Here is a 21483-nt window from a genome sequence, read left to right on the forward strand (position 1 = left end):
CCCATGTCCAAGACCCAACTGTTCGACCTCGACGGCAAGATCGCCTTCGTCTCTGGCGCCAGCCGCGGCATTGGCGAAGCTATCGCCAAGCTGCTTGCCCAGCAAGGGGCTCACGTTATTGTGTCGAGTCGTAAGATCGAAGGCTGTCAGGCCGTTGCCGATGCGATCATTGCCGAAGGCGGCAAATCCACTGCGATGGCCTGCCACATCGGCGAAATGGAGCAAATCCACAATGTGTTCGCGCAAATCCGCGAACAGTTCGGCCGCCTCGACATTCTGGTCAACAATGCGGCGACCAACCCACAGTTCGGCAACGTGCTGGAAACCGATCTGTCGGCCTTCCAGAAAACCGTCGACGTCAACATCCGTGGCTACTACTTCATGTCCATCGAAGGCGGCAAGCTGATGAAGGAAAATGGCGGCGGCAGCATCATCAACGTGGCCTCGATCAACGGCGTATCGCCGGGCGAGATGCAGGGTATCTACTCTGTGACCAAGGCCGCAGTGATCAGCATGACCAAGGTCTTCGCCAAGGAATGTGCGCAGTTCGGCATCCGCTGCAACGCCCTGCTGCCGGGCCTGACCGACACCAAGTTCGCCTCCGCATTGACCAAGAACGATGCCATCCTCAACATCGCCCTGCAGCGCATCCCGCTCAGGCGCGTGGCTGATCCGAGCGAGATGGCCGGCGCGGTGCTGTACCTGGCCAGCGACGCCTCCAGCTACACCACCGGCGTGTCACTGAACGTGGATGGTGGCTTCCTGTCCTGAGTTAGGTGCCGGCGCAACAAAAAGGGACCTGCGGGTCCCTTTTACCGCTCACTGCCAATCCAGCAGCGCCTGCTTGGCCGCTTGATTCATCGGCTCTGCCAGCAAGCCGGTCGGCGTCAGGCTGACGCGGTATACCGCCTGGTCGGCAATCGGCAGGTAGGTGACTCGACGCGCCTGGGCATCGAACATAAACAAGTCGTGCTGACCCAAGCGCAGCCAGCGCCACAGATCAACGCCATATGGGCTTTGAGCCAGTTTGACCTGACCTAGCGTGGCTTGCTCCTGTTGCTCAATGGCGAGGAAACGAGCCGACAGCTTATCCAGACGGTAGCCGGGTTGCAGTCCAATCAGGGCAGCGAGCCCCTTCCATTGCAACAAACGCGCATCCAGCTGCCACAAGTCTCCCTCAAGCAGCACGTTACGCTCGCTGCCGCCCTCCAGCAGATTGACCCGATAACCTGGGCCATCAGCCTCGAAGCTCACGGTCACCAGCGGCTTGCCATCCGGCAGCGGCGCATAACTATGGAGATCGTAGGCGATCAGGCCAATGAAACCGGCCAGGGCAACAAAAGCCAGACCGCAGGTACCGCGTAACCAGCCTAGAAACCAGTGGCTATTGAAGAGAATTCTCGCGGCAACTAACACCACCAGCAATGCCAGCAGCGCCGTCGCCCATGCCAGGCCGTCGTATTGCATCGAGTCGATTCCTTGCCCGTGAAATTGCCGGCATTATGCGCAGCTACCTCGCCTGCGCACAGCAGGTTCATTGCACAATCGGATACAGGTCGTCTTTTCCATGCCCTTGCCTTTCGAGCTTGCCGTTGACCCGGCAACCCTGGCCATTCTCGTACTGGTCGCCTTCGTCGCCGGGTTCATTGATGCCATTGCCGGCGGCGGTGGCCTGCTGACCATTCCGGCCCTGTTGATGGCCGGCCTACCACCGCACCTGGTACTGGGCACCAACAAACTGTGCGCCACCTTTGGCTCTGCCACCGCCAGCTACACGTTTTACCGGCGCAAGCTGTTCACTCCCCGCCCCTGGCGCAATGCGCTGATCGGCACCGCGATTGGTGCCCTGCTGGGCGCCACACTGGTGCACTGGCTGCCCGCGGCCTGGCTCAATCAACTGTTGCCGGTGGTAGTGTTCGCCTGTGGGTTGTACCTGCTGTTCGGTCGCACCCCGGCAGCACCGCTCAACGCCGATGCGCCTATTGCACAAGGCCGGCAGTGGCCGCAAAGCCTCGGCCTGGGTTTCTATGATGGTGTCGCCGGGCCGGGTACCGGGGCATTCTGGACAGTCAGCAGCCTGTTGCTCTACCCGCTCGATCTGGTGCGTGCCAGTGGCGTGGCACGCAGCATGAACTTCGTCAGCAACGCCTGTGCCCTGATGATATTCATCATGGCCGGGCAAGTGGCCTGGGTATTGGGCATTTGCATGGGCATCGCCCTGATGGCCGGGGCTTTTCTCGGCGCGCGCTCGGCGATCCGTGGCGGCTCGAAATTCATTCGCCCGGTATTTATCGTCATGGTACTGGCACTGGCCGCGCGACTCGCCTGGCAGCACTGGTTCGGCATGGCGTAGCGACTATACCAACAGCGACGGCTCAGGCAGCCCCAGCCGTTGCGCCACGTAAACGTCAATCAGGTAGCGGGCAATCGAGCGCGCTGCAGGCAAGGGTGGCAAGTCGTGCACGCTGAACCACTGCGCATCCTCGATCTCGTCGACCTGCATAACGATCTCGCCAGCGGCATATTCTGCATGGAAGCCGAGCATCAGCGAATGCGGGAATGGCCAGCCCTGGCTGCCCAGGTATTGCAGGCTCTTCACCTCGACGCCGACTTCTTCGCGCACCTCGCGCGCCACACACTGCTCGACCGACTCGCCCGCCTCGACGAAACCAGCCAGGGTGCTGTAAACGCCAGGAACGAACCGCGGTGAGCGGGCCAGGAGGATTTCATCACCACGCGTGACCAACACAATCATGCTCGGCGACAGGCGCGGGTAATGGTGCAGCTCGCAACGCGGACAATGCATCGCACGCTCACCGGCAAAATGCTGCATGGGGCCACCACAGCTGCCGCAGAAGCGATGCTGGCGCGCCCAGGTGCCAACCTGCGTCGCGTAGCTGAGCAACTTGAAGGTGTCGACATCACCTTGCAACATGAACTGGCGCAAGCTTTGCCAGCTACAGCCAGGCAGCTCGAGCGGTTCCTGCAGTTCCAGCAAATAAATGGCATCGCCATCAAAATGACCGATGCCATGCTCCGCGAGCACTGGCAACTCCTGCTTCTTCAGCCACTCACGGGGAAACAGCACACCATTGCTGTCTGCCAGGAAGTGTTGCTTGCAATGCGCCACAACCCAACCACCGGGCTGCTGATTATCGAGTAAAGCGGGCTGCCAACGTTGAGTCATTTATGCTGCTACCGGTAAGCCAAGGGCACGTACGCTTTCCGCCGCCAGGTCGAGCACACTAGGCTGGGTTTCCGGACGCATTACTGCACCGGCTTCCAGGTAGTACTCGAGACTGCTGAGTGCATCGGCCAGGGTTTCCAACATTTGCTCAGAAGGCATCTGCGGGGCTTCAAACATCTGCGTCTGGATATATTCGGCACAGGCGCCGACGAGAGCGGCCGCCCGCTCCTGGCCGAGAAACCACAAGCCGCCGCGCACTGCCTGCAGGCTGAACGGCACATTGGACAAGTGCATACGGTCGCCGTTGGCTTCCAGGTAGGCAGTGATTGCGCGCTTGGCGAGCGCCAGGCCACCGCGGGCTTCATCAATCACGACAATACGCGCTTCGTTGAGCTGATAATAAGCGAAGGATTCGAGCTCCCTACCCGGTGGCAACTGCCCGACGCTGGTGTCTCGCCGCTCACCGCGCTCCAGGCTCGCGACCATCCCTTCAGCATAAAGCACTGCATCGGCCAGCTTGAGCAGTTCCTGCGGGTGCGGGGGGTGCTCCTCACTCCAGGCTGCAACCGTCTGCAGTTGCGCATTGAGCACATTGTCTGCCGAACTGAGGCCGACCATGCCCAAGGTCTTACTCAGCTTTCCGAGCAGCGCATGCAGATTGCCAAGGTTTTCGGCCTGCACAGTGCCTCGCTCGATAAGATCAAGCATGTCCTTGACGCTAGTCAGCTCTTCGCGAATAGCCGAACTCAGCGAGCGCATGACCGCCTGCCCAGGGCCCGCCAGTCGCTGGTACTCCTCTTCCAGCAGGTGGTCAGTGAATGGTAACGAGGTCAACCCAAACAGCTCGCGAACGGGCGTTGCCGCAGGCCCGTGACTATCGGCCAAGGCCACCAGATAGAGCAGCTCTTTGAGCAGGCTGCGCGGCGTTTCGTACTGACTATTGGCAAGCACCTGCTTGAGCTCGCGATCGATGCGCGAGAACAACTGCTTGCGCGACTTACGCGCTAACAACTGGCCATCGAACTGCGCCTCCACGGCTGCAGCGCCGATCCAGCACAATCTGCCTCGCGGCTCGTTGGCATACAGACTGTCCAGGCGCAGCATTGCTCGGCCCATCAGCTTGAGGCTGGCCTGCGGATTCTGCTCGCGGATAAAACCGAGCAGGCCCACCTGGTACATATGGCGCAAGCGCCGCCCCTCGACTTCCTTGGCCGCAGCATCCAGGGCAACCGGCGCGGTTCGCGGACGGGCATGGTCGAGGCGCACGCTGAAGAAAAAACTTTCCGGCAAAGCTGCCTGTCCCCCAGCCTGGCGCAAGTCATTGATCGCCGGCAGCAGCAACTCGGGCATTTCCTGGCGGTGCACGTCGACGCTTTCGAGGTAACGGCGCAGCACGTGCAGTGCATTACTCAGCGCCGAGAGCTGTGCATCACGCTCTTCACCGGCACCGGCAGGAATATCGGTGGCTTGCTCAAGCACTTCCTGAGCAAGCAACTCGGCACCGGTCAGCTCGACCAGGTTGAGCGTACCGCGGACTTGATGAAGACTCTCCACCGCCTGCTGCAGCAGGCTGCCGTTATGTCGCTCGGCAATGAAATGCTCGAGGCTCGACTCAGCCTCCTCCATAGTGGTGAACAATTCACTGCGCACCAAACTGAGTGATGTGACTCCAGAAACCATGCGCTAGTGCGCCTCCCGCGTCGGTAGAGAAGACAATGGCATAGGTCGCATCAGTCAGCGAACTCTGGCTTTTGCTTACTCATGTGCGCAGCCATAGCGACGCGCAAATCAACCGACTGCAGCATTGCCGCATTCCAGGTGGCGATGTACTCGAGACCATCGTCGACCCGGTGGTCGCGCATGTAGCGAATCATTTCCTTGGTGCCACGTACCGCGAGCGGTGATTTCGCGGCGATTTCGCGAGCAATCCCCATCACGCCTTCGAGCAACGCAGTGGCATCTGCGAAGGTGCGATTTACCAGGCCGATACTGCGCGCTTCTTCACCGTCGATGGTGCGACCGGTGAAGGCCAGCTCGCGCATCATGCCATCGCCGATGATCCGCGGCAGGCGCTGCAAGGTACCCACATCAGCAGCCATGCCAATGTCGATTTCCTTGATCGAGAACTGTGCGTCGACCGTCGAGTAGCGCATGTCGCAGGCTGAAACCAGGTCGATGGCCCCGCCCAGGCAGTAGCCCTGGATCGCCGCCAACACCGGTTTTCGGCACTGGTCGACAGCATTGAACGAGGCTTGCAGTTCGAGAATCTTGCGCCGTAGTTTTTCCGCGTTGCGGCCAACATCCGGGCCCATCTGACTGCCAAGCTGGGCCAACATCATCAGGTCGATACCGGAAGAAAAATGCTTGCCGGCCCCCGATAGCACCACCACCCGCACCTCATCCGTGGCGTCGATCCAGCGGAAGATCTCAATGATCTCCAGCCAAAAATCGGCGTTCATGGCGTTGATCTTTTCCGGGCGATTGATCATCACGTGGGCGATCTTATCTGCCAACTCGACGCTAAACGCTTTGTAGTCGGACACGGCAGTCATCCTCAGCAGCAAACGGCGCATGCGCGCAGAAACATTCTTGTGGTTACAACCGCGCAACTATAACAAGCACGGCATAAATGTCGATGCCGGCCTCTGTGACGCAGAACACGCCATTAGACTTGAGCGGCGTGCTGACTGTTGGCGGTAACCACTTGATCTGGTAGAGATACTCCGGGAAATCTAGTGGTTAACGCGCCGCGCTTCAGCGCTTGATGCAGTCCACCGTATAGGCGTTGCCGTCTGGGCCTTCGTTACGCTGCAAGCCATGTACGTCGGCGTCGAAGCCGGGAAAGCTGCGGTCGAAGGTACGGGCGAACGCCAGGTAGTCGATGATCGAACGGGTCGCCGGGGTAAACCGCTCGCCTGGCATGATCAGCGGAATACCCGGTGGATAGGGCACCAGCATAACTGCGGCGATTCGCCCGTCGAGCTGTTCGATCGGCACGGCTTCGACTTCGCCGCGCACCAAGTGGTTATAGGCATCGGCAGGTTTCAGGGCGATTTCCGGCAACACTGTATACATGCGCTTCATCGCCTTGGGAGTAGCGTTTTCACCGTAACAACGGTGCAGTGCATCACATAAGTCGCGCAGGCCCATACCGTGGTAATGCGCCCCACCCGCCTTGGCAATCGATGGCAAGGCGACCGTCAACGGCAGGTTGACGTCGTAACTGCGCTTGAACTCCAACAGCTCGGTGAGCAACGTGCTCCACTTGCCCTTGGTGATACCCATGGAAAACAGCACCAGAAAGGAATAAAGACCGGTTTTCTCGACCACCAGACCTCGCTCCCAAAGGAACTTGCTGACCACCGCTGCCGGAATCCCGCACTGGTCGAGTGTGCCGCCCGCCGTAAGGCCAGGTGTCACCAGAGTGACCTTGATCGGGTCGAGCAGCACGTAATCATCGGCCACCTCGCCGAAACCATGCCATTCGGCTTGCGGTTGCAACAACCAGCTCTCGGTTGCCACCTCGTCGACACCCTCGGCCTGGGGCGGCTGCCAGATGCTGAACCACCAATCGTCGATGCTGAGGTTCTGCCGCAGATTGGCCAGCGCGCGGCGAAAGCTCAGCGCTTCATCGAAGGTTTCCTGAATCAGCGAACGCCCGGCCGGGCCTTCCATCATCGCCGAGGCCACATCCAGCGAGGCGATGATGCCGTACTGCGGCGAGGTCGAGATATGCATCATGAAGGCTTCGTTGAAGCGGTCGCGATCCAGCTGGCGAGCACCGCCATCCTGCACATGGATCATCGAGGCCTGGCTGAATGCCGCCAGCAGCTTGTGTGTGGAGTGGGTACTGAACACCAGCGGAGTATTCGCCGTACGGGTGGTGCCCATGCCATAGCGCCCGGCATAAAACTCGTGGAACGCCGCATAGGCGTACCAGGCCTCATCGAAATGCAGCACCTCGACGCTATTACCCAGGGTCTGTTTGATCAGCTCCGCGTTGTAGCACAAGCCGTCATAGGTCGAGTTGGTCACCACCACCAGCTTGACCATGGCCCCGCTGCTACTGGGCACGCGACCGCGAGCCAGCGGACTGGCGTCGATTTTCGCCTGGATCGACTCGCGACTGAACTCGCTCAGCGGAATCGGTCCGATGATACCCAGCTCGTTACGCTCCGGGCACAGGTACAGCGGAATCGCGCCGGTCATGATGATCGAATGCAGGATCGACTTGTGGCAGTTGCGGTCGACCAGCACCAGATCGTCACGGCCAACCATGCCGTGCCAGACAATCTTGTTGGCGGTCGAGGTGCCGTTAATCACGAAATAGGTGTGGTCCGCACCGAAATTGCGCGCTGCGCGAGCCTCGGCCTCGGCCAGAGGGCCGGTATGATCGAGCAGCGAGCCCAGTTCCGGCACCGACACCGAGAGGTCGGAACGCAGGGTGTTCTCGCCAAAGAACTGGTGGAACGCCTGACCGACCGGACTCTTGCGATACGCCACCCCGCCGCCATGGCCAGGCGTGTGCCAGGAGTAGTTGGATTGCGCGGTGTGCTGCACCAACGCCTTGAAAAACGGCGGCAGCAGGCAGTCCAGGTAGTTGCGCGCGGCGCGGGCGACCTGACGGGCAAGGAACGGCACCGTATCCTCGAACAGATAGAGAATACCGCGCAGCTGATTGAGATCGGCCATGGCTTCGGCCGGCGCATTCTCAATGGTCACCTGCTCGCCAAGGGCGAAGATCGGCAGCTGCGGGGCCCGCCGCCGGGCGATGCGGATCAACTCGACCATGTCCTGCAGCAGGTGCTTGTTCTCCCCCGCGCCCTCGGCAGTCACCAGAATGCAGGCAAGGCCGTGATGGGTCGAGGCGACGATCCGCGCCTCCGCCGAAGTGGCGGTGGAAAGAATGCTGAAGCCGTCCTGCTCGAGTTCAGCGGCGATGGCACGCACCCGATCACCGGCCACGGTGTCGGCCTTGATGTCGCGGTGCACGATCAGTACGGGGAACTTGAGGTCTTTATACATGGGGCAATCTGGCATCCACTGAACGATTGGGCAACGGCACTCAGAGCTTGTGAAAATAGTGAGCACGGTAGCAAGGCTGTCTCCAGGCGCACGAAACGCAACGCCGCAGCGGATGCATGGTGGCCGCACTAGGCGACAGTTTTTTCACACATCCTCAGTAAACACCATGCAGTGACCTTTTAGGAAACCGGGCCGCTAGCCTCGCTACAGCTTTGTCGCATTTTTGAATCATTGCGGGGTTGCAAGCCTCTTCTTCGCATTGCGAGGTGCTCGACTTCGACAGTCACAGGGCAATCGCAGCGCAGGATTTCTTCATAGCCCTCTCCGGGACGCTATCTTTACCCTCACGGCCAATGCGGGCACGTAGCCGCCCGGGGGAGTCTTGCATGACCAGTATCGTAACCCTGACCCTTAGCCCAGCGCTCGACAGCGCCACCCGCATTGCGCGCCTTTGTCCTGACGCCAAGCTGCGCTGCAGCGAACCGCGTTATGCGCCGGGAGGTGGCGGCATCAACGTCGCCCGGGCCATTCAGCAACTTGGCGGCAGCGCCCTGGCGCTGTTCCCGGCCGGCGGCCCGACCGGCCAGCACCTGACCGAGCTACTGGCTGCCGAAGGCGTGGCCTGCCAGGCTTTGCCTATCAGCGCCTGGACCCGCGAATGCTTCAACGTAACGGAGCAGGCCAACGCACAGCAATATCGCTTCGTGCTACCCGGTGCACGCCTGAGCGAAGCCGAGCAGACCCAGATGCTGACGGCACTGGCCGACTTGCCCGAGATGGACTATCTGGTGATCAGCGGCAGCCTGCCCGCCGGGCTCGCCGATGACTTCATCGCGCGGCTGCTGCAGATTGCCGCGCAGCGTGGCGCGCGCTGCATCCTCGACAGCACGGGCGAGGTGTTGCGCCAGGCACTGGCTATAGGCGGACTGTTCCTGATCAAGCCTAATCTCAATGAACTGCGCGCCCTGGCCGGGGAGGACAGCGACGAGCCGGATCAGCTGTTCAAGGTAGCCCGCAGCCTGGTCGATGCCGGCAAATGTACCGCTGTGCTGGTTTCCCTGGGTCCCCAGGGCGCGCTGCTGGCGACCCGCGAGCTGAGCGAGCGGATCAGCGCACCGACGGTGAACAAACTCAGTACGGTGGGTGCCGGAGACAGTCTGGTTGGCGCCGTCACCCTCAAGCTGGCCCAAGGCGCGACGCTGAGTGAGGCGGCACGCTACGGCGTCGCTGCCGGCAGCGCTGCGATCATGATGCCAGGCAGCCAACTGTGCCGCCGTGCGGACACTGATCGGCTATTTGCCTGGCTGCAGGCGCATACCGCCTCTGGCGTGCTCGATTAGTGGCGCTGCGTGGCGCGCCGCGCACCTTGCTGGCGCTATCGGAACACGCCACTGAACAAGCACCACGGCGCTGCGTGCTACGACTCCAGCGTCGCCCACAACGCCGGGCCGCCGGCCGCTTTCTCGATCGCTGCCAGCCGCACCGCGTGCGCCTCTAGCTCGGCCTGGTTGGCGCGAACTACCACTGTAGGCTGACGCTCGGCGGATAAACGACGAATCGCACTGGGTTGCTGACGGCCATTGCTGTCGCCCTCGGAGCCATCACCAGCCAGGGACAGATTAGTCTGCCCACCGGTCATGGTCAGGTAGACATCGGCAAGGATCTCGGCGTCGAGCAAGGCGCCGTGCAGGTCGCGCCCGGAGTTGTCGACGCCATAACGCTTGCACAGCGCATCGAGGCTGTTGCGCTGCCCTGGATGACGTTCGCGGGCCATCAGCAGGGTATCGAGGATCGAGCAATGCTCGCTGATGTCGGCGCGATCCTGCTGCTTGATCAGGGCAAATTCGTTGTTGATGAAGCCAACATCGAACGCCGCGTTGTGGATGATCAGCTGCGCACCCTTGATGAACTCGAAGAACTCGTCGGCGACTTCCTTGAAGCGCGGCTTGTCCTGAACGAAATCATTGGTAATGCCGTGCACCGCAATGGCGCCCTCGTCGATCTCGCGATCGGGCTGCAGGTAGGCATGGAAATGCCGCCCGGTCAGGCGCCGCCCCATCAACTCGACACAGCCGATTTCGATAATGCGGTGGCCATCAGTGACCGGCATCCCGGTAGTTTCAGTATCCAACACGATGCTACGCACGTTGCAGCCCTCTCACTTCATCGACGCCACGGTTGGCCAACTGGTCGGCACGTTCATTACCCGGGTGACCGGTATGGCCGCGCACCCACTGCCAGGTCACGGTGTGCCGATTGACCTGCTCGTCCAGTTCGCGCCACAGATCGGCGTTTTTCACCGGCTGTTTGGCTGCGGTTTTCCAGCCGCGTTTTTTCCAGTTTGGCATCCAGTCCTGGATACCTTGCATGACATATTGCGAATCGGTCACCAGGCGCACGTCGCAGGCACGCTTCAACTCGGCCAGGGCGCGAATCGCTGCAGTCAGCTCCATACGATTATTGGTGGTCTCGGCTTCTCCGCCCCAGAGCTCTTTTTCCACGCCTTTGAAAATCATCAACGCGCCCCAGCCACCGACGCCAGGATTACCCTTGCAGGCACCATCGGTGTAAATCTCAACGTGTTCATTCATGCAGAGCCAATCTCTCAATAAATTCCGCGCGGCAAGCCATATAGCTTAGGGCTTCGGATCGCGGCGACTGACTTTGGCCACCGGCATGGGCACCAGCTTGCCCATCGGCGCTCGCTGCGTCTGCCGTGACGGGCGCAAGCCAACGACCAGCTTACGTGCCACTAATATGTAGAAGCCGCCGCCTGGCGATTGCCAGGCACCACCCCACGCTTCCAGCGGCGCCAGACGAGCCTGCCAGGCAGTGGAAGCAAGCGGCGGACGATAGCATCCGAAGCGACGTTTCTCCAGCGCGAAGCCCAACAGGTGCAGCCAGTCACTGACCCGATTAGGTGCAATGCAACGAGCCTGGCGCAAGGCATCCCGGGCGAACAGGTGACGCACCCCCCAGGCACTCATCGGGTTAATCCCGACCACCAGCAAGTGCCCACCCGGACGCACACTATGGGCCGCCTCGCGCAACAGGCCATGGGGCGACAAACTGAAGTCCAGGCCATGCTGCAGCAGCACGACATCGGCGGCATATTCGGTGAGCGGCCATGCCTGCTCTTCACAGACAATCTCCACCCCACTGAAGGGTGCGCCGACCCGCACATTGCGCTGGATCTGCGCAGCATTTGGCGAGGCTTGTGCAGAAGGGCCGTAATGAACCATGTAACCGCCAAAGAAGCGCGCCAGTTCTTGCTCCAGCAAACGTTGCTCGCCCTCAAGCAGCAACTGGCCATAAGGCCCATTGAACCAATCGCGCGCAGTACCGATAAGCTTGAGCCAGTCGGCATCGGCCTGAGCGAAAGGATGATCGGACATAAAAATTTACCTGCGTAGTCAGCACCGCCAATGAGTTCTAAGATGCACCTTTATGACCTGCTTAGCGACCTGCCTGATGATAAAGATTGATGCCCTGCCTGCCTTCTCGGACAACTATATCTGGCTGCTGCAAGACCTCGAACAGCGTCGCTGTGCAGTGGTCGACCCCGGCGATGCGGCGCCGGTACTGGCCTGGCTGAACAGCCATCCCGACTGGATCTTGAGCGATATTCTGATCACTCACCATCACCCCGACCATGTCGGCGGCATCCAGCCGCTGAAGGCTGCCACCGGAGCACGGGTACTCGGCCCGGCGCAGGAAAATATTCCTGGGCGTGACCTGGCCCTGGGCGAGAGCGACGAGATCGAGGTGCTCGGTCAGCGCTTTCGGGTGATGGACGTACCCGGCCATACCCTGGGGCATATCGCCTATTACCAGGCAGATGAGCACTGGCTATTTTGTGGCGACACCCTGTTCGCCGCCGGCTGCGGTCGCCTGTTTGAAGGCAGCCCCGCACAAATGCACGATTCACTGAGTCGCCTGGCTGCACTGCCCGGGCAAACCCTGGTGTACTGCACCCATGAATACACCCTGAGCAACCTGCGCTTTGCCCTGGCGGTCGAGCCAGACAACCCGCAGATCGCCGAACGCCTCAAGGAAGTCAGCGCCTGGCGCGCCGAAGGCCAGATCAGCCTACCCTCCAATCTGGCCCTGGAACGTGCGACCAACCCTTTTTTGCGCACGGATGGAGACGCGGTCAAGGCGAAAATTGACGAGCATGACGGCCCGCAGAAACGCGCGCCCAGCGAGGTGTTTGCGCGGCTGCGAGCATGGAAAGATACGTTCTGAAAAGTCGATAAACCCGCAAAAAAGTGGTTGAAACTTGACCAGCCCGGCTTCGGTTCCTAGAATCGCCTCACTTTTACTCCGGGAAAACCCAGCCAACCAATGCCTTTATCACCACGCAAGACCTTGAATTTAAAGGCATTGGCACGAGGCGCACAGGCGCTGGTGGTGGTGTTCTGGGTAACCCTGGCTGGCTGCCAGTCCACAGGCAAAAACCCCGAGAGCAGTGGCAACAACACTGATCTGACAGTGGGCCTGGAGCAAGAACCCATATGGCTGACTGACAGCGTTGTCCCGGCAGAGCCAGAGGATATCTGGCAGCGAGTCCGTGACGGCTACCAGATGCAGGATCAGATCGGCATGAACCCGCGCATCGAGCAGCAGCGCCTGTGGTTCGTCAGCAACCCCTCTTTTATCGAAAAATCCGGCGCACGCAGTGGTCCGTATATCCACTACATCGTCGAACGTCTAGCCGAACGCAACATGCCAATGGAGCTGGCGTTGCTACCGATGATCGAAAGCTCCTACAACCCCTTCGCCTACTCCCACGCCAATGCAGTTGGCCTTTGGCAATTCATTCCCTCCACCGGTCGTCATTTCAACCTGCGCCAAACCAGTTGGTACGACGGCCGGCGTGATGTCATGGCCTCGACCAACGCGGCGATGAATTACCTGTCACGCCTGCATGAAATGTTCAACGGCGATTGGCTGCTCGCCCTCGCTGCCTACAATGCTGGCGAAGGCCGCGTCAGCAGAGCCATCGAGCGCAACCAGAAACTCGGTCTACCAACCGACTACTGGAACCTGACCCTGCCCAAAGAGACACAGAATTACGTACCCAAGCTGCTCGCCCTGTCTCAGGTGGTGATGTCCCCAACGGCCTACGGCGTCGACCTTGAGCCTATCGCCAACGAGCCTTACTTCGAGACGGTCGTGCTCAAGCAACGCATGGACCTGTCCAGGGTCGCCGCCATGGCTGACCTCGACGAAGATGAGCTGTATCAGCTCAACCCTGCCTTCAAAAAACGCATCACCGTGGACGGCCCTCAGCATTTGCTGGTGCCAACCGCCAACGCGGAACTGCTGGCAGCCAATCTGGCACTGATGAAGCCCCAGAAGCTGGTGGACTGGCAGCAGTACAGCGTTCGTTCAGGTGACAGCCTCAACAGCATCGCCAACCGCCATCACCTGACGGTCAGCACCCTCAAAGACATCAATAAGCTCTCCAGCAACCATTTGCGTATCGGCCAGGTGCTGAGCATACCCGCACAACCGGGCATCACGCCGAAAGAGCCACTGTTCCAGCCAGCGGCTCGTGCTGTCGCGCAATCACGCAGTTATCGGGTCAAAAACGGCGACAGCCTCTGGCAAATCGCCAAGGATCACCAGGTATCAAGCAACGACCTGCAACGCTGGAACAGCCTTAAAAGCCACAACCTGCGCCCTGGCCAGACCCTGGCGCTGCACGGCGGCCAGGCGCCAGCTGCACCCCGCGCGAGCGCACGTGACGCGACTACCTACTACAAGGTGCGCAAAGGTGATTCGCTGTACGCTATCGCCAAGCGCTTCAAGGTCGATATGCAGCACCTGCAACGTTGGAATCCGCGCGCAGGCAGTGCCATCAAACCTGGGCAGACCCTGACCCTGCGTCTACCGCGCTGATAGAACGCTCAGGCCCGAGCGCTCAGCGCCTCAAGGCAACGCCGGGCAAGCTGGGTAAAGCGCTGAAAGGCGACAAACTGCTCATGCTTCAAGGCGCGCCCGGAGACCCGATTGTCCGCATAGATCACACCAATCTCACGATTGCCGGCCAATAGCGGGGCAATAAAGAACATACCCTGACCCAACCGCTGACGTATCGGCTGGGTCACCAACTCGTTGAGGCTGTAGCTCGCAGGCACGCCCATCCACAAGGCTTCTTTATTGCGCAGCACATAGCTGAATATATGCGGCTGCTCGCTCGGCTCGACCGGCAATATGAAATCGCTCATCCAGCCATCAGTACCCTCGCCCGCCACTCGCTTGGCCCTGAAACAACGTTGCCCGTCGGCCAGTACCACCAGCATTACGCGCTCCAGGCCCGCGCCCTGATGCAGGCCGTTGACCAGGGTATCGAGAATCAAGCCGACATCGCTGCGCCGAGAAGCCATCAACCCCAAATCCTGCAAGGCTTGCTGCAGGAGCTGCAGATTAGGTTGCAGAAGGCGCGCCTTGCGCTGCTCCTGCTGCACGCGGATCTGCTCCGGATCGGTATTGGGGATCAGACGACAGAGCTGACTGGCACCAAAGGTTGCAGCGACCTTGACCGCCTCATCGGCACTGGCCAACACCTGCTGCATGGCCTCTTGCGGGCTGACCCCGATGAACCTCGCCATCTCGCCAACCACGGCATCCATCGCCGGCGAGTCCCAGCCGTCGAGCGCTGCCTCGCTGATCCGGGCACCCAGACTAACCGCATGCATCGCCGGGTCATTATGGTTGGCACTGTTATGCGCCAAGCTGGCGATCTCACCGATGTTCCAGCCTTTCACCAAACCCTGGGTCAATTGACGAAAGCTGGTGCCAAGCACCTCACGCACGGCTTCCTCGACATCGACACCCGGTTGGGCCAAGGCACTGGCTAATTCGTCCGCCTGCTCACCCCCACAACCCCAGAAAGCCAGCTCACCCAGGTCATGCAGTAAGGCCGCGATAAAGACCTCCTCCTCGTGCCTTGTCAGTACATAACCGGCGATATTGCGCGCCTGCACCTCCGCGTGAAACGAACGCGCAAGCAATTCCTGCAGCTGCTCACGCGGCGCACGGGTGAGCAGGCCATCGATAAGGCTCACGGAAAGACTGATCAGGCGTACATTGTCGAAGCCGATCAGTACGATGGCCCGCGAAATGGTCTTGATGGTTTCCTGGGAGGGATTGTAATAGGCGCTGTTACCGACACGCAGCACCTTGGACGTCAGCGAAGCATCGCGCAGTACGACATCCGCCAACTGCTGCACAGACGAGTGATCTTGTTGCGCCAAGCGCTGTAAATCCTGCACCACCGCGGCCAGCGCCGGTAATTCGGCCTGATTCAGACGATCAATCCATGACTGCAGACCATGACTACGTGTATCCAACTTCAAGGCCTCGTTGCGATTAATCGAAAGAGAGTAATATTGCCCGCATGCTCAGCCAATAGACTTGGCCTTTTTCCTACGGATACAAGCTGTTACTGTACCGGACAAGAAGCTCAAAAGCCGCTCCGGTTCGGATCTTTCACTTGATACGTCCCCTCCTCTCGCTAATCCTCAGCTTGGTCATCGGCTTCCCCGCATGGGCAACCATCAGCGAAAGTCACGGCTATGCGCAATTTGGCGCGCTCAAATACCCGGCCAGCTTTAGCCATTTCGACTGGGTCAATCCCGACGCACCAAAAGGTGGAACCCTGCGATTCATGGGCACGGGTACATTCGATACCTTGAATGCCTACACGCTCAAGGGCACCAGCCCGATTTCCACCGCCAATTTTCTCCAGTACGGCGTCACCGGCCTTAATGAACCGCTGATGGTCGGCACCGGCTATTACGATCCCTCTGGCGACGAGCCTACCTCCAGCTACGGCCTTATCGCCAAATCGGTCGAGTACAGCGAGGATCGCAGCTGGGTGGTGTTCAACCTGCGACCCGAAGCGCACTTCCATGATGGCAAGCCGATCACCGCCTATGACGTGGCGTTTTCCTATCGCCTGCTGCTGAAAGAGGGGCACCCGCAATACCGCACCAACCTGCAAGAAGTCAAACGGGTCGACATCCTCAATCGCCACCGCATTCGCTTCGTGTTCAAGCGCTCGGGCAACCCGCTGCTGATCTTGCGCCTGGGTGAATTGCCGGTACTGCCGCAGCATTACTGGAAAGACCGCGACTTCAAAGCCACCACCTTCGAGCCGCCACTGGGCAGTGGCCCTTACCGTATTACCCAGGTCAACCCCGGACGCAGCCTGACCTTCGCACGCGTGAAGAAATGGTGGGGCGAGAAACTGCCGGTCAATCGCGGCAAATACAACTTCGACCGGGTCGAGGTGGAGTTCTACCGCGATAGCCATGTTGCCTTCGAAGCCTTCAAGGCCGGCGAATTCGACTTCTATGTCGAGCAACAAGCGAAGAACTGGGCCAATGGCTATCGCTTCCCGGCAGTGGCACGCGGCGAGGTGATTCGTGCCGAGATCCCGCACCAGATCCCCACCCAAACCCAGGCGTTATTCATGAACAGCAGGCGTGCAGCATTCGCCGACCGCAAGGTACGTGAAGCGCTGGGGTTGATGTTCGACTTTGAGTGGACCAACCGCGCACTGTTCAATGGCTCTTATGTGCGGGCCAAGAGCTTCTACCCAAACAGCGAGTTTTCCGCCACCGGCAAGCCCGAAGGCGCCGAATGGCTGCTGCTTTCGCCCTATCGCAAGCAACTGCCAAAACGCGTGCTCAGCGAACCTTTTACCATGCCGCAAACCGATGGCCGCGGCATTCCCCGGGAAACCTTGCGCCGCGCGCTTGGTCTATTGGCCGAGGCTGGCTGGAAGCCGTCCGGTCAGTACTTGCTGAACGCCAAAGGTCAGCGGCTGCAGTTCGAAATCTTGCTGGTCAACCCAAACCTTGAGCGAATTCTCCAGCCATTGACCGAGAACCTTGCCAGCATCGGCATCCGCGCCAATCTGCGCACCGTCGACCGCGCGCAGTACAAACAACGCCTGGATCAATTCGATTTCGACATGATTCTGCTGACCCTGCCACAGACTTTAAGCCCGGGACTGGAACAATCGCTGTACTTCCATTCCAGCCAGGCAAAAGTCAAAGGCAGCAAGAATTACGCCGGCGTGAATCATCCAGTAGTCGACGCCTTGCTCGACAAGCTGTTGTCGGCACAAACCCGTGATGAACAGATCGCCGCTACTCGCGCACTCGACCGGGTGCTGCTATGGCAGCACTACACCATCCCCAATTGGTACATCAACTATCACCGCCTGGCTTACCGCAACCGGTTCGCCTTCGTCACCACGCCGCCCTACACCCTAGGCCTGCGCACCTGGTGGCTGAAACCCACGGAGAATGCCCGATGACGCCTCTGCGCTCATTTCTGTTGCATGCCAGTACCATCGCGCTGCTCACCCTGGCCAGCGTTACCCAGGCCGCAGGCCAGCACGCCCTGACCCTGTATGACGAACCGCCGAAATACCCGGCCAACTACCCGCATTTCGATTATGTAAATCCCGATGCGCCCAAAGGCGGCACCTTTCGCCAGGCCGGCTTTGGCGGCTTTGATAGCCTCAATCCGTTTATCAACAAGGGTGTAGCTGCCGATGATATCGGCATGATTTACGACACCCTGACGCGCCATGGCCTGGACGAACCCTTCACTGAATACGGGTTGCTTGCAGAAAAAATCGAGAAGGCAGCGGACAACTCCTGGGTGCGCTTCTACCTGCGCCCCGAGGCCCGCTTCAACGACGGCCAAGCGGTGACCGCCGAGGACGTCAAGTTCACCTTTGAAACCCTGATGACCCATGGCGCGCCCACCTACCGCGGCTACTATGCCGATGTCGAGCGCGTCGACGTCGAAGGCCCGTTAAAAGTACGCTTCATCTTCAAACACGCGGGCAACCGCGAGCTGCCACTGATTCTCGGGCAACTGCCGGTGCTGCCCAAGCACTGGTGGGCCGAACGCGACTTCAGTAAAAGCAATTTGGAAATCCCATTGGGCAGCGGCCCCTACAAAGTTACCGAGGTCAAAGCCGGACGCTCGATTCGTTATCAACGGGTCAAGGATTGGTGGGGTAAAGATCTGCCAGTTAACCGCGGCTTCTATAACTTCGACACCATGCGAATTGATTACTACCGCGACAACACAGTGGCCCTCGAAGCCCTGAAAGCGGGGCAATTCGACTATTGGCTGGAAACCAGCGCGAAAAACTGGGCAACCGCCTACAACAACCCCGCCGTGGCCAATGGCCAATTGATCAAAGAAGAGATCGACAACCATAACCCTACCGGCATGCAGGGCTTCATCTTCAATACCCGCCGACCACTGTTCCAGGACCAACGGGTGCGCGAGGCGCTGGGTTTGCTGTTCGATTTCGAATGGACCAACCGCCAATTGTTCAATGGTGCCTATACCCGCACCCGCAGTTATTTCGACAACTCCGAGCTGGCCTCCACTGGCCTGCCTGAAACCGATGAGCTGAAACTCCTCGAGCCACTGCGCAGCATGATCCCAACGCAAGTGTTCAGTGAAGAATTCAACGTTCCCGTGACCGATGGCAGCGGCATCATCCGCGAACAACAGAGGCGCGCCTACCAACTGCTGCAAGAAGCCGGCTGGCGTATTGAAGGCGACCAGATGCTCAACGCCGAAGGCGAGCCGGTGAGCTTCGAGTTCCTCCTCGCGCAAACCGAATTCGAACGCGTACTGCTGCCACTCAAGCGCAACATGGCTGATCTGGGCATGGAACTGGTGATCCGCCGAGTCGACGTCTCGCAGTACATCAACCGCCTGCGCTCGCGGGATTTCGACCTGATCGTGGGGGGCTTTGGCCAGTCCAACTCGCCGGGCAACGAGCAGCGCGAATACTGGCACTCGAGCAGCGCCGACAACCCCGGCAGTCGCAACTTCATCGGCCTGAAAGACCCGGCCATCGACCAGCTGGTCGAAGGCCTGATCAACGCCAACTCGCGGCAGAGCCTGGTCGCCCACACCCGGGCCCTGGACCGCGTGTTGCTCTGGGGCCATTACGTGATCCCCAACTGGCACATCAAGACCTGGCGCGTGGCCTACTGGAACCGCTTCGAGCATCCGAAAGTCACCCCGCAATACGACATCGGCCTGAACACCTGGTGGGCTCGCCCGCAACAGGAACCTGCCGCCACGGACAACGCCGCAGCGGCGAGCACGGAGCAATAAGATGCTGGCGTATATCTTTCGTCGCTTGTTGCTGATCATTCCCACGCTGTTCGGCATTCTGCTGATCAACTTCGTGATCATCCAGGCCGCCCCGGGCGGCCCCGTGGAACAGATGATCGCCAAACTGGAAGGTTTCGAGGGCGCTACCAGCCGCATCGCTGGCGGCGGTGCCGAAGTGGCAGTCGCAGGTTCCAATTACCGCGGCGCCCAAGGCCTCGACCCAGAACTGATCGCCGAAATAGAACGCCTGTACGGCTTCGACAAACCGGCACCCGAACGCTTCTGGATCATGCTGAAAAACTATGTCCGGTTTGATTTTGGCGAGAGCTTTTTCCGCGATGCCAAGGTAGTCGACCTGATCATCGAGAAGATGCCCGTGTCGATCTCACTGGGGCTGTGGAGCACCCTGATCATGTACCTGGTCTCCATTCCACTGGGCATTGCCAAGGCCACGCGCCACGGCAGTGCCTTCGACGTGTGGACCAGTTCGGCAATCATCGTCGGCTATGCGATTCCGGCCTTCCTGTTTGCCATTCTGTTGATCGTGGTGTTCGCCGGCGGCAGCTACCTCGACTGGTTTCCGCTTCGCGGGCTGACGTCGAACAATTTTGACGAACTCAGTCTCGGCGGCAAGATTCTCGACTATTTCTGGCACCTGGCCTTGCCCGTAACCGCGCTGGTCATCGGCAACTTCGCGACCCTGACCCTGCTGACCAAGAACAGCTTCCTCGACGAGATCAACAAACAGTATGTGACCACCGCCAGGGCCAAAGGCCTGAGCAGTAATCGCGTGCTCTATGGCCATGTGTTCCGCAACGCCATGCTGATCATCATCGCCGGCTTCCCCTCAGCCTTTATCGGCATTTTCTTCACCGGCTCACTGCTGATCGAGGTGATTTTTTCCCTCGACGGCCTTGGTCTGATGAGTTTCGAGGCGGCCATCAACCGCGACTACCCAGTAGTGTTCGGCACCCTGTTCGTCTTCACCTTGTTGGGATTGGCCGTGAAACTGATCGGTGACATCACCTATACCCTGGTCGATCCGCGAATCGACTTTGAAAGCCGGGAGGGTTGAGATATGACGCTCTCGCCCCTCAACCAGCGCCGCTTACAACACTTCAAGGCGCACAAGCGTGGCTGGTGGTCACTGTGGATCTTCCTCGCCCTGTTCGGCTTGAGCCTGGGTGCCGAACTGATCGCCAACGATAAACCGCTGGCCGTGCGCTACGACGGCGAATGGTATTTCCCGGTGCTCAAACGCTACCCGGAAACCGTCTTCGGCGGCGAGTTCCCCCTGCAGGCCAACTACAAGAGCCCCTACATTCAGGAGTTGATCGAACAAAAGGACGGCTGGATGCTCTGGCCGCTGATTCCGTTCAGTTACTCCAGCATCAATTACGACCTGCAAGTACCGGCGCCGGCACCGCCATCGCGCGATAACTGGCTGGGCACCGACGACCAGGGTCGCGATGTCATGGCCCGAGTGATCTACGGCTTCCGCATTTCGGTGTTGTTCGCCTTGATCCTGACCATCTTCAGCTCGATCATCGGCGTGTTCGCCGGCGCCTTGCAGGGCTTCTATGGCGGCTGGGTCGACCTTGTCGGGCAGCGCTTCCTGGAAATCTGGTCGGGCTTGCCGGTGCTCTATCTGCTGATCATCCTGGCCAGCTTCGTGCAGCCGAACTTCTGGTGGCTGCTGGGCATCATGCTGCTGTTCTCCTGGATGAGCCTGGTCGATGTGGTGCGCGCAGAGTTCCTCCGTGGACGTAACCTGGAGTACGTGCGCGCCGCCCGCGCCCTGGGCATGCAGAACGGCGCCATCATGTTCAATCACATCCTGCCCAACGCCATGGTCTCGACCATGACCTTCATGCCCTTCATTCTTACCGGCGCCATCGGCACCCTGACCGCGCTGGACTTTCTCGGCTTTGGCCTGCCACCCGGCGCGCCGTCGCTGGGCGAACTGGTTGCCCAGGGCAAATCCAACCTGCAGGCACCCTGGCTCGGGATCAGCGCCTTTACCGTGCTGGCGCTGATGCTTAGCCTGCTGGTGTTTATCGGCGAAGCGGCACGCGATGCCTTCGACCCGAGGAAATAAG

The 21483-nt window shown here is 60.0% G+C and carries 18 protein-coding genes; 9 read left to right on the plus strand and 9 right to left on the minus strand.

Annotated elements, in window-relative coordinates:
- Positions 1–3: 3 nt before the first annotated feature.
- Positions 4–771: an SDR family oxidoreductase gene (locus Q8K09_RS13200; RefSeq protein WP_305255421.1), complete on the plus strand. Its 768-nt coding sequence runs from the start codon at positions 4–6 to the stop codon at positions 769–771.
- A gap of 48 nt (positions 772–819) precedes the next feature.
- Here Q8K09_RS13200 and Q8K09_RS13205 read toward each other — a convergent pair whose 3' ends face one another.
- Positions 820–1467, minus strand: a complete 648-nt coding sequence (locus Q8K09_RS13205; RefSeq protein WP_305255422.1) for a hypothetical protein — start codon at positions 1465–1467, stop codon at positions 820–822.
- 106 nt (positions 1468–1573) lie between these two features.
- Between Q8K09_RS13205 and Q8K09_RS13210 the strand changes: the two genes are divergently transcribed.
- Entirely contained in the window at positions 1574–2353 is a 780-nt protein-coding gene (locus Q8K09_RS13210; RefSeq protein WP_305255514.1) for a TSUP family transporter, read from the plus strand.
- 3 nt (positions 2354–2356) lie between these two features.
- Here Q8K09_RS13210 and nudC read toward each other — a convergent pair whose 3' ends face one another.
- The 4 genes from nudC to Q8K09_RS13230 all read right to left on the minus strand — a co-directional run bounded on the left by nudC (position 2357) and on the right by Q8K09_RS13230 (position 8212).
- A complete protein-coding gene (gene nudC / locus Q8K09_RS13215; RefSeq protein WP_305255423.1) occupies positions 2357–3187 on the minus strand; it encodes an NAD(+) diphosphatase in 831 nt (276 codons plus the stop codon).
- Entirely contained in the window at positions 3188–4867 is a 1680-nt protein-coding gene (locus tag Q8K09_RS13220; protein ID WP_305255425.1) for a ferrous iron transporter B, read from the minus strand. It lies immediately after the preceding gene.
- Between the two features lie 50 nt (positions 4868–4917).
- Positions 4918–5730, minus strand: a complete 813-nt coding sequence (locus Q8K09_RS13225) for a crotonase/enoyl-CoA hydratase family protein (protein WP_305255426.1) — start codon at positions 5728–5730, stop codon at positions 4918–4920.
- A 211-nt stretch (positions 5731–5941) separates the two neighbouring features.
- Positions 5942–8212 carry an Orn/Lys/Arg decarboxylase N-terminal domain-containing protein gene (locus tag Q8K09_RS13230; RefSeq protein ID WP_305255427.1) on the minus strand — a complete coding sequence of 757 codons (2271 nt, stop codon included), beginning with the start codon at positions 8210–8212 and terminating at the stop codon, positions 5942–5944.
- Between the two features lie 386 nt (positions 8213–8598).
- On the opposite strand from Q8K09_RS13230, the gene pfkB reads away from it, so the two are divergent.
- On the plus strand, positions 8599–9552 hold the full coding sequence (gene pfkB / locus Q8K09_RS13235; RefSeq protein ID WP_305255428.1) for a 6-phosphofructokinase II: 954 nt from the start codon (positions 8599–8601) through the stop codon (positions 9550–9552).
- Between the two features lie 77 nt (positions 9553–9629).
- On the opposite strand, the gene dnaQ is transcribed toward pfkB, so the two are convergent.
- From dnaQ to Q8K09_RS13250, 3 genes are read right to left on the minus strand one after another with little or no spacing between them, the layout of a single operon-like run.
- Positions 9630–10358, minus strand: a complete 729-nt coding sequence (gene dnaQ / locus Q8K09_RS13240) for a DNA polymerase III subunit epsilon (protein WP_305255429.1) — start codon at positions 10356–10358, stop codon at positions 9630–9632.
- Positions 10351–10803, minus strand: a complete 453-nt coding sequence (gene rnhA / locus Q8K09_RS13245) for a ribonuclease HI (protein WP_305255430.1) — start codon at positions 10801–10803, stop codon at positions 10351–10353. The genes dnaQ and rnhA overlap by 8 nt, the downstream gene beginning before the upstream one ends.
- Positions 10804–10848: 45 nt before the next feature.
- Positions 10849–11607 carry a methyltransferase domain-containing protein gene (locus tag Q8K09_RS13250; RefSeq protein WP_305255431.1) on the minus strand — a complete coding sequence of 253 codons (759 nt, stop codon included), beginning with the start codon at positions 11605–11607 and terminating at the stop codon, positions 10849–10851.
- A 76-nt stretch (positions 11608–11683) separates the two neighbouring features.
- Here Q8K09_RS13250 and gloB point away from each other — a divergent pair, with 76 nt between their 5' ends.
- Positions 11684–12457 carry a hydroxyacylglutathione hydrolase gene (gloB, locus tag Q8K09_RS13255; protein ID WP_305255432.1) on the plus strand — a complete coding sequence of 258 codons (774 nt, stop codon included), beginning with the start codon at positions 11684–11686 and terminating at the stop codon, positions 12455–12457.
- Positions 12458–12556: 99 nt separating this feature from the next.
- Positions 12557–14116 carry a LysM peptidoglycan-binding domain-containing protein gene (locus tag Q8K09_RS13260; protein ID WP_305255433.1) on the plus strand — a complete coding sequence of 520 codons (1560 nt, stop codon included), beginning with the start codon at positions 12557–12559 and terminating at the stop codon, positions 14114–14116.
- 8 nt (positions 14117–14124) lie between these two features.
- Here Q8K09_RS13260 and Q8K09_RS13265 read toward each other — a convergent pair whose 3' ends face one another.
- Positions 14125–15570 carry an HDOD domain-containing protein gene (locus Q8K09_RS13265; protein WP_305255434.1) on the minus strand — a complete coding sequence of 482 codons (1446 nt, stop codon included), beginning with the start codon at positions 15568–15570 and terminating at the stop codon, positions 14125–14127.
- 146 nt (positions 15571–15716) lie between these two features.
- Here Q8K09_RS13265 and Q8K09_RS13270 point away from each other — a divergent pair, with 146 nt between their 5' ends.
- From Q8K09_RS13270 to Q8K09_RS13285, 4 genes are read left to right on the plus strand one after another with little or no spacing between them, the layout of a single operon-like run.
- Entirely contained in the window at positions 15717–17546 is a 1830-nt protein-coding gene (locus tag Q8K09_RS13270) for an extracellular solute-binding protein (protein ID WP_305255515.1), read from the plus strand.
- On the plus strand, positions 17543–19384 hold the full coding sequence (locus Q8K09_RS13275; protein WP_305255435.1) for an extracellular solute-binding protein: 1842 nt from the start codon (positions 17543–17545) through the stop codon (positions 19382–19384). Before Q8K09_RS13270 ends, Q8K09_RS13275 begins: the two co-directional genes overlap by 4 nt.
- 1 nt (position 19385) lies before the next feature.
- Positions 19386–20459 (plus strand): microcin C ABC transporter permease YejB, encoded by a 1074-nt coding sequence (locus Q8K09_RS13280; RefSeq protein WP_305255436.1) that lies wholly within the window; start codon positions 19386–19388, stop codon positions 20457–20459.
- A 3-nt stretch (positions 20460–20462) separates the two neighbouring features.
- On the plus strand, positions 20463–21482 hold the full coding sequence (locus Q8K09_RS13285; RefSeq protein ID WP_305255437.1) for an ABC transporter permease: 1020 nt from the start codon (positions 20463–20465) through the stop codon (positions 21480–21482).
- The last annotated feature ends 1 nt before the right edge of the window (position 21483 follow it).

This window comes from Pseudomonas sp. (assembly GCF_030683065.1).
Classification (GTDB): domain Bacteria; phylum Pseudomonadota; class Gammaproteobacteria; order Pseudomonadales; family Pseudomonadaceae; genus Aquipseudomonas.

Coding starts and splice junctions, on each gene's coding strand:
- Q8K09_RS13200 (WP_305255421.1), top strand. CDS start 4: ATGTCCAAGACCCAACTGTTCGACCTCGACGGCAAGATCGCCTTCGTC.
- Q8K09_RS13205 (WP_305255422.1), bottom strand. CDS start 1,467: ATGCAATACGACGGCCTGGCATGGGCGACGGCGCTGCTGGCATTGCTG.
- nudC (WP_305255423.1), bottom strand. CDS start 3,187: ATGACTCAACGTTGGCAGCCCGCTTTACTCGATAATCAGCAGCCCGGT.
- Q8K09_RS13220 (WP_305255425.1), bottom strand. CDS start 4,867: ATGGTTTCTGGAGTCACATCACTCAGTTTGGTGCGCAGTGAATTGTTC.
- Q8K09_RS13230 (WP_305255427.1), bottom strand. CDS start 8,212: ATGTATAAAGACCTCAAGTTCCCCGTACTGATCGTGCACCGCGACATC.
- pfkB (WP_305255428.1), top strand. CDS start 8,599: ATGACCAGTATCGTAACCCTGACCCTTAGCCCAGCGCTCGACAGCGCC.
- rnhA (WP_305255430.1), bottom strand. CDS start 10,803: ATGAATGAACACGTTGAGATTTACACCGATGGTGCCTGCAAGGGTAAT.
- Q8K09_RS13250 (WP_305255431.1), bottom strand. CDS start 11,607: ATGTCCGATCATCCTTTCGCTCAGGCCGATGCCGACTGGCTCAAGCTT.
- gloB (WP_305255432.1), top strand. CDS start 11,684: ATGATAAAGATTGATGCCCTGCCTGCCTTCTCGGACAACTATATCTGG.
- Q8K09_RS13260 (WP_305255433.1), top strand. CDS start 12,557: ATGCCTTTATCACCACGCAAGACCTTGAATTTAAAGGCATTGGCACGA.
- Q8K09_RS13275 (WP_305255435.1), top strand. CDS start 17,543: ATGACGCCTCTGCGCTCATTTCTGTTGCATGCCAGTACCATCGCGCTG.
- Q8K09_RS13280 (WP_305255436.1), top strand. CDS start 19,386: ATGCTGGCGTATATCTTTCGTCGCTTGTTGCTGATCATTCCCACGCTG.
- Q8K09_RS13285 (WP_305255437.1), top strand. CDS start 20,463: ATGACGCTCTCGCCCCTCAACCAGCGCCGCTTACAACACTTCAAGGCG.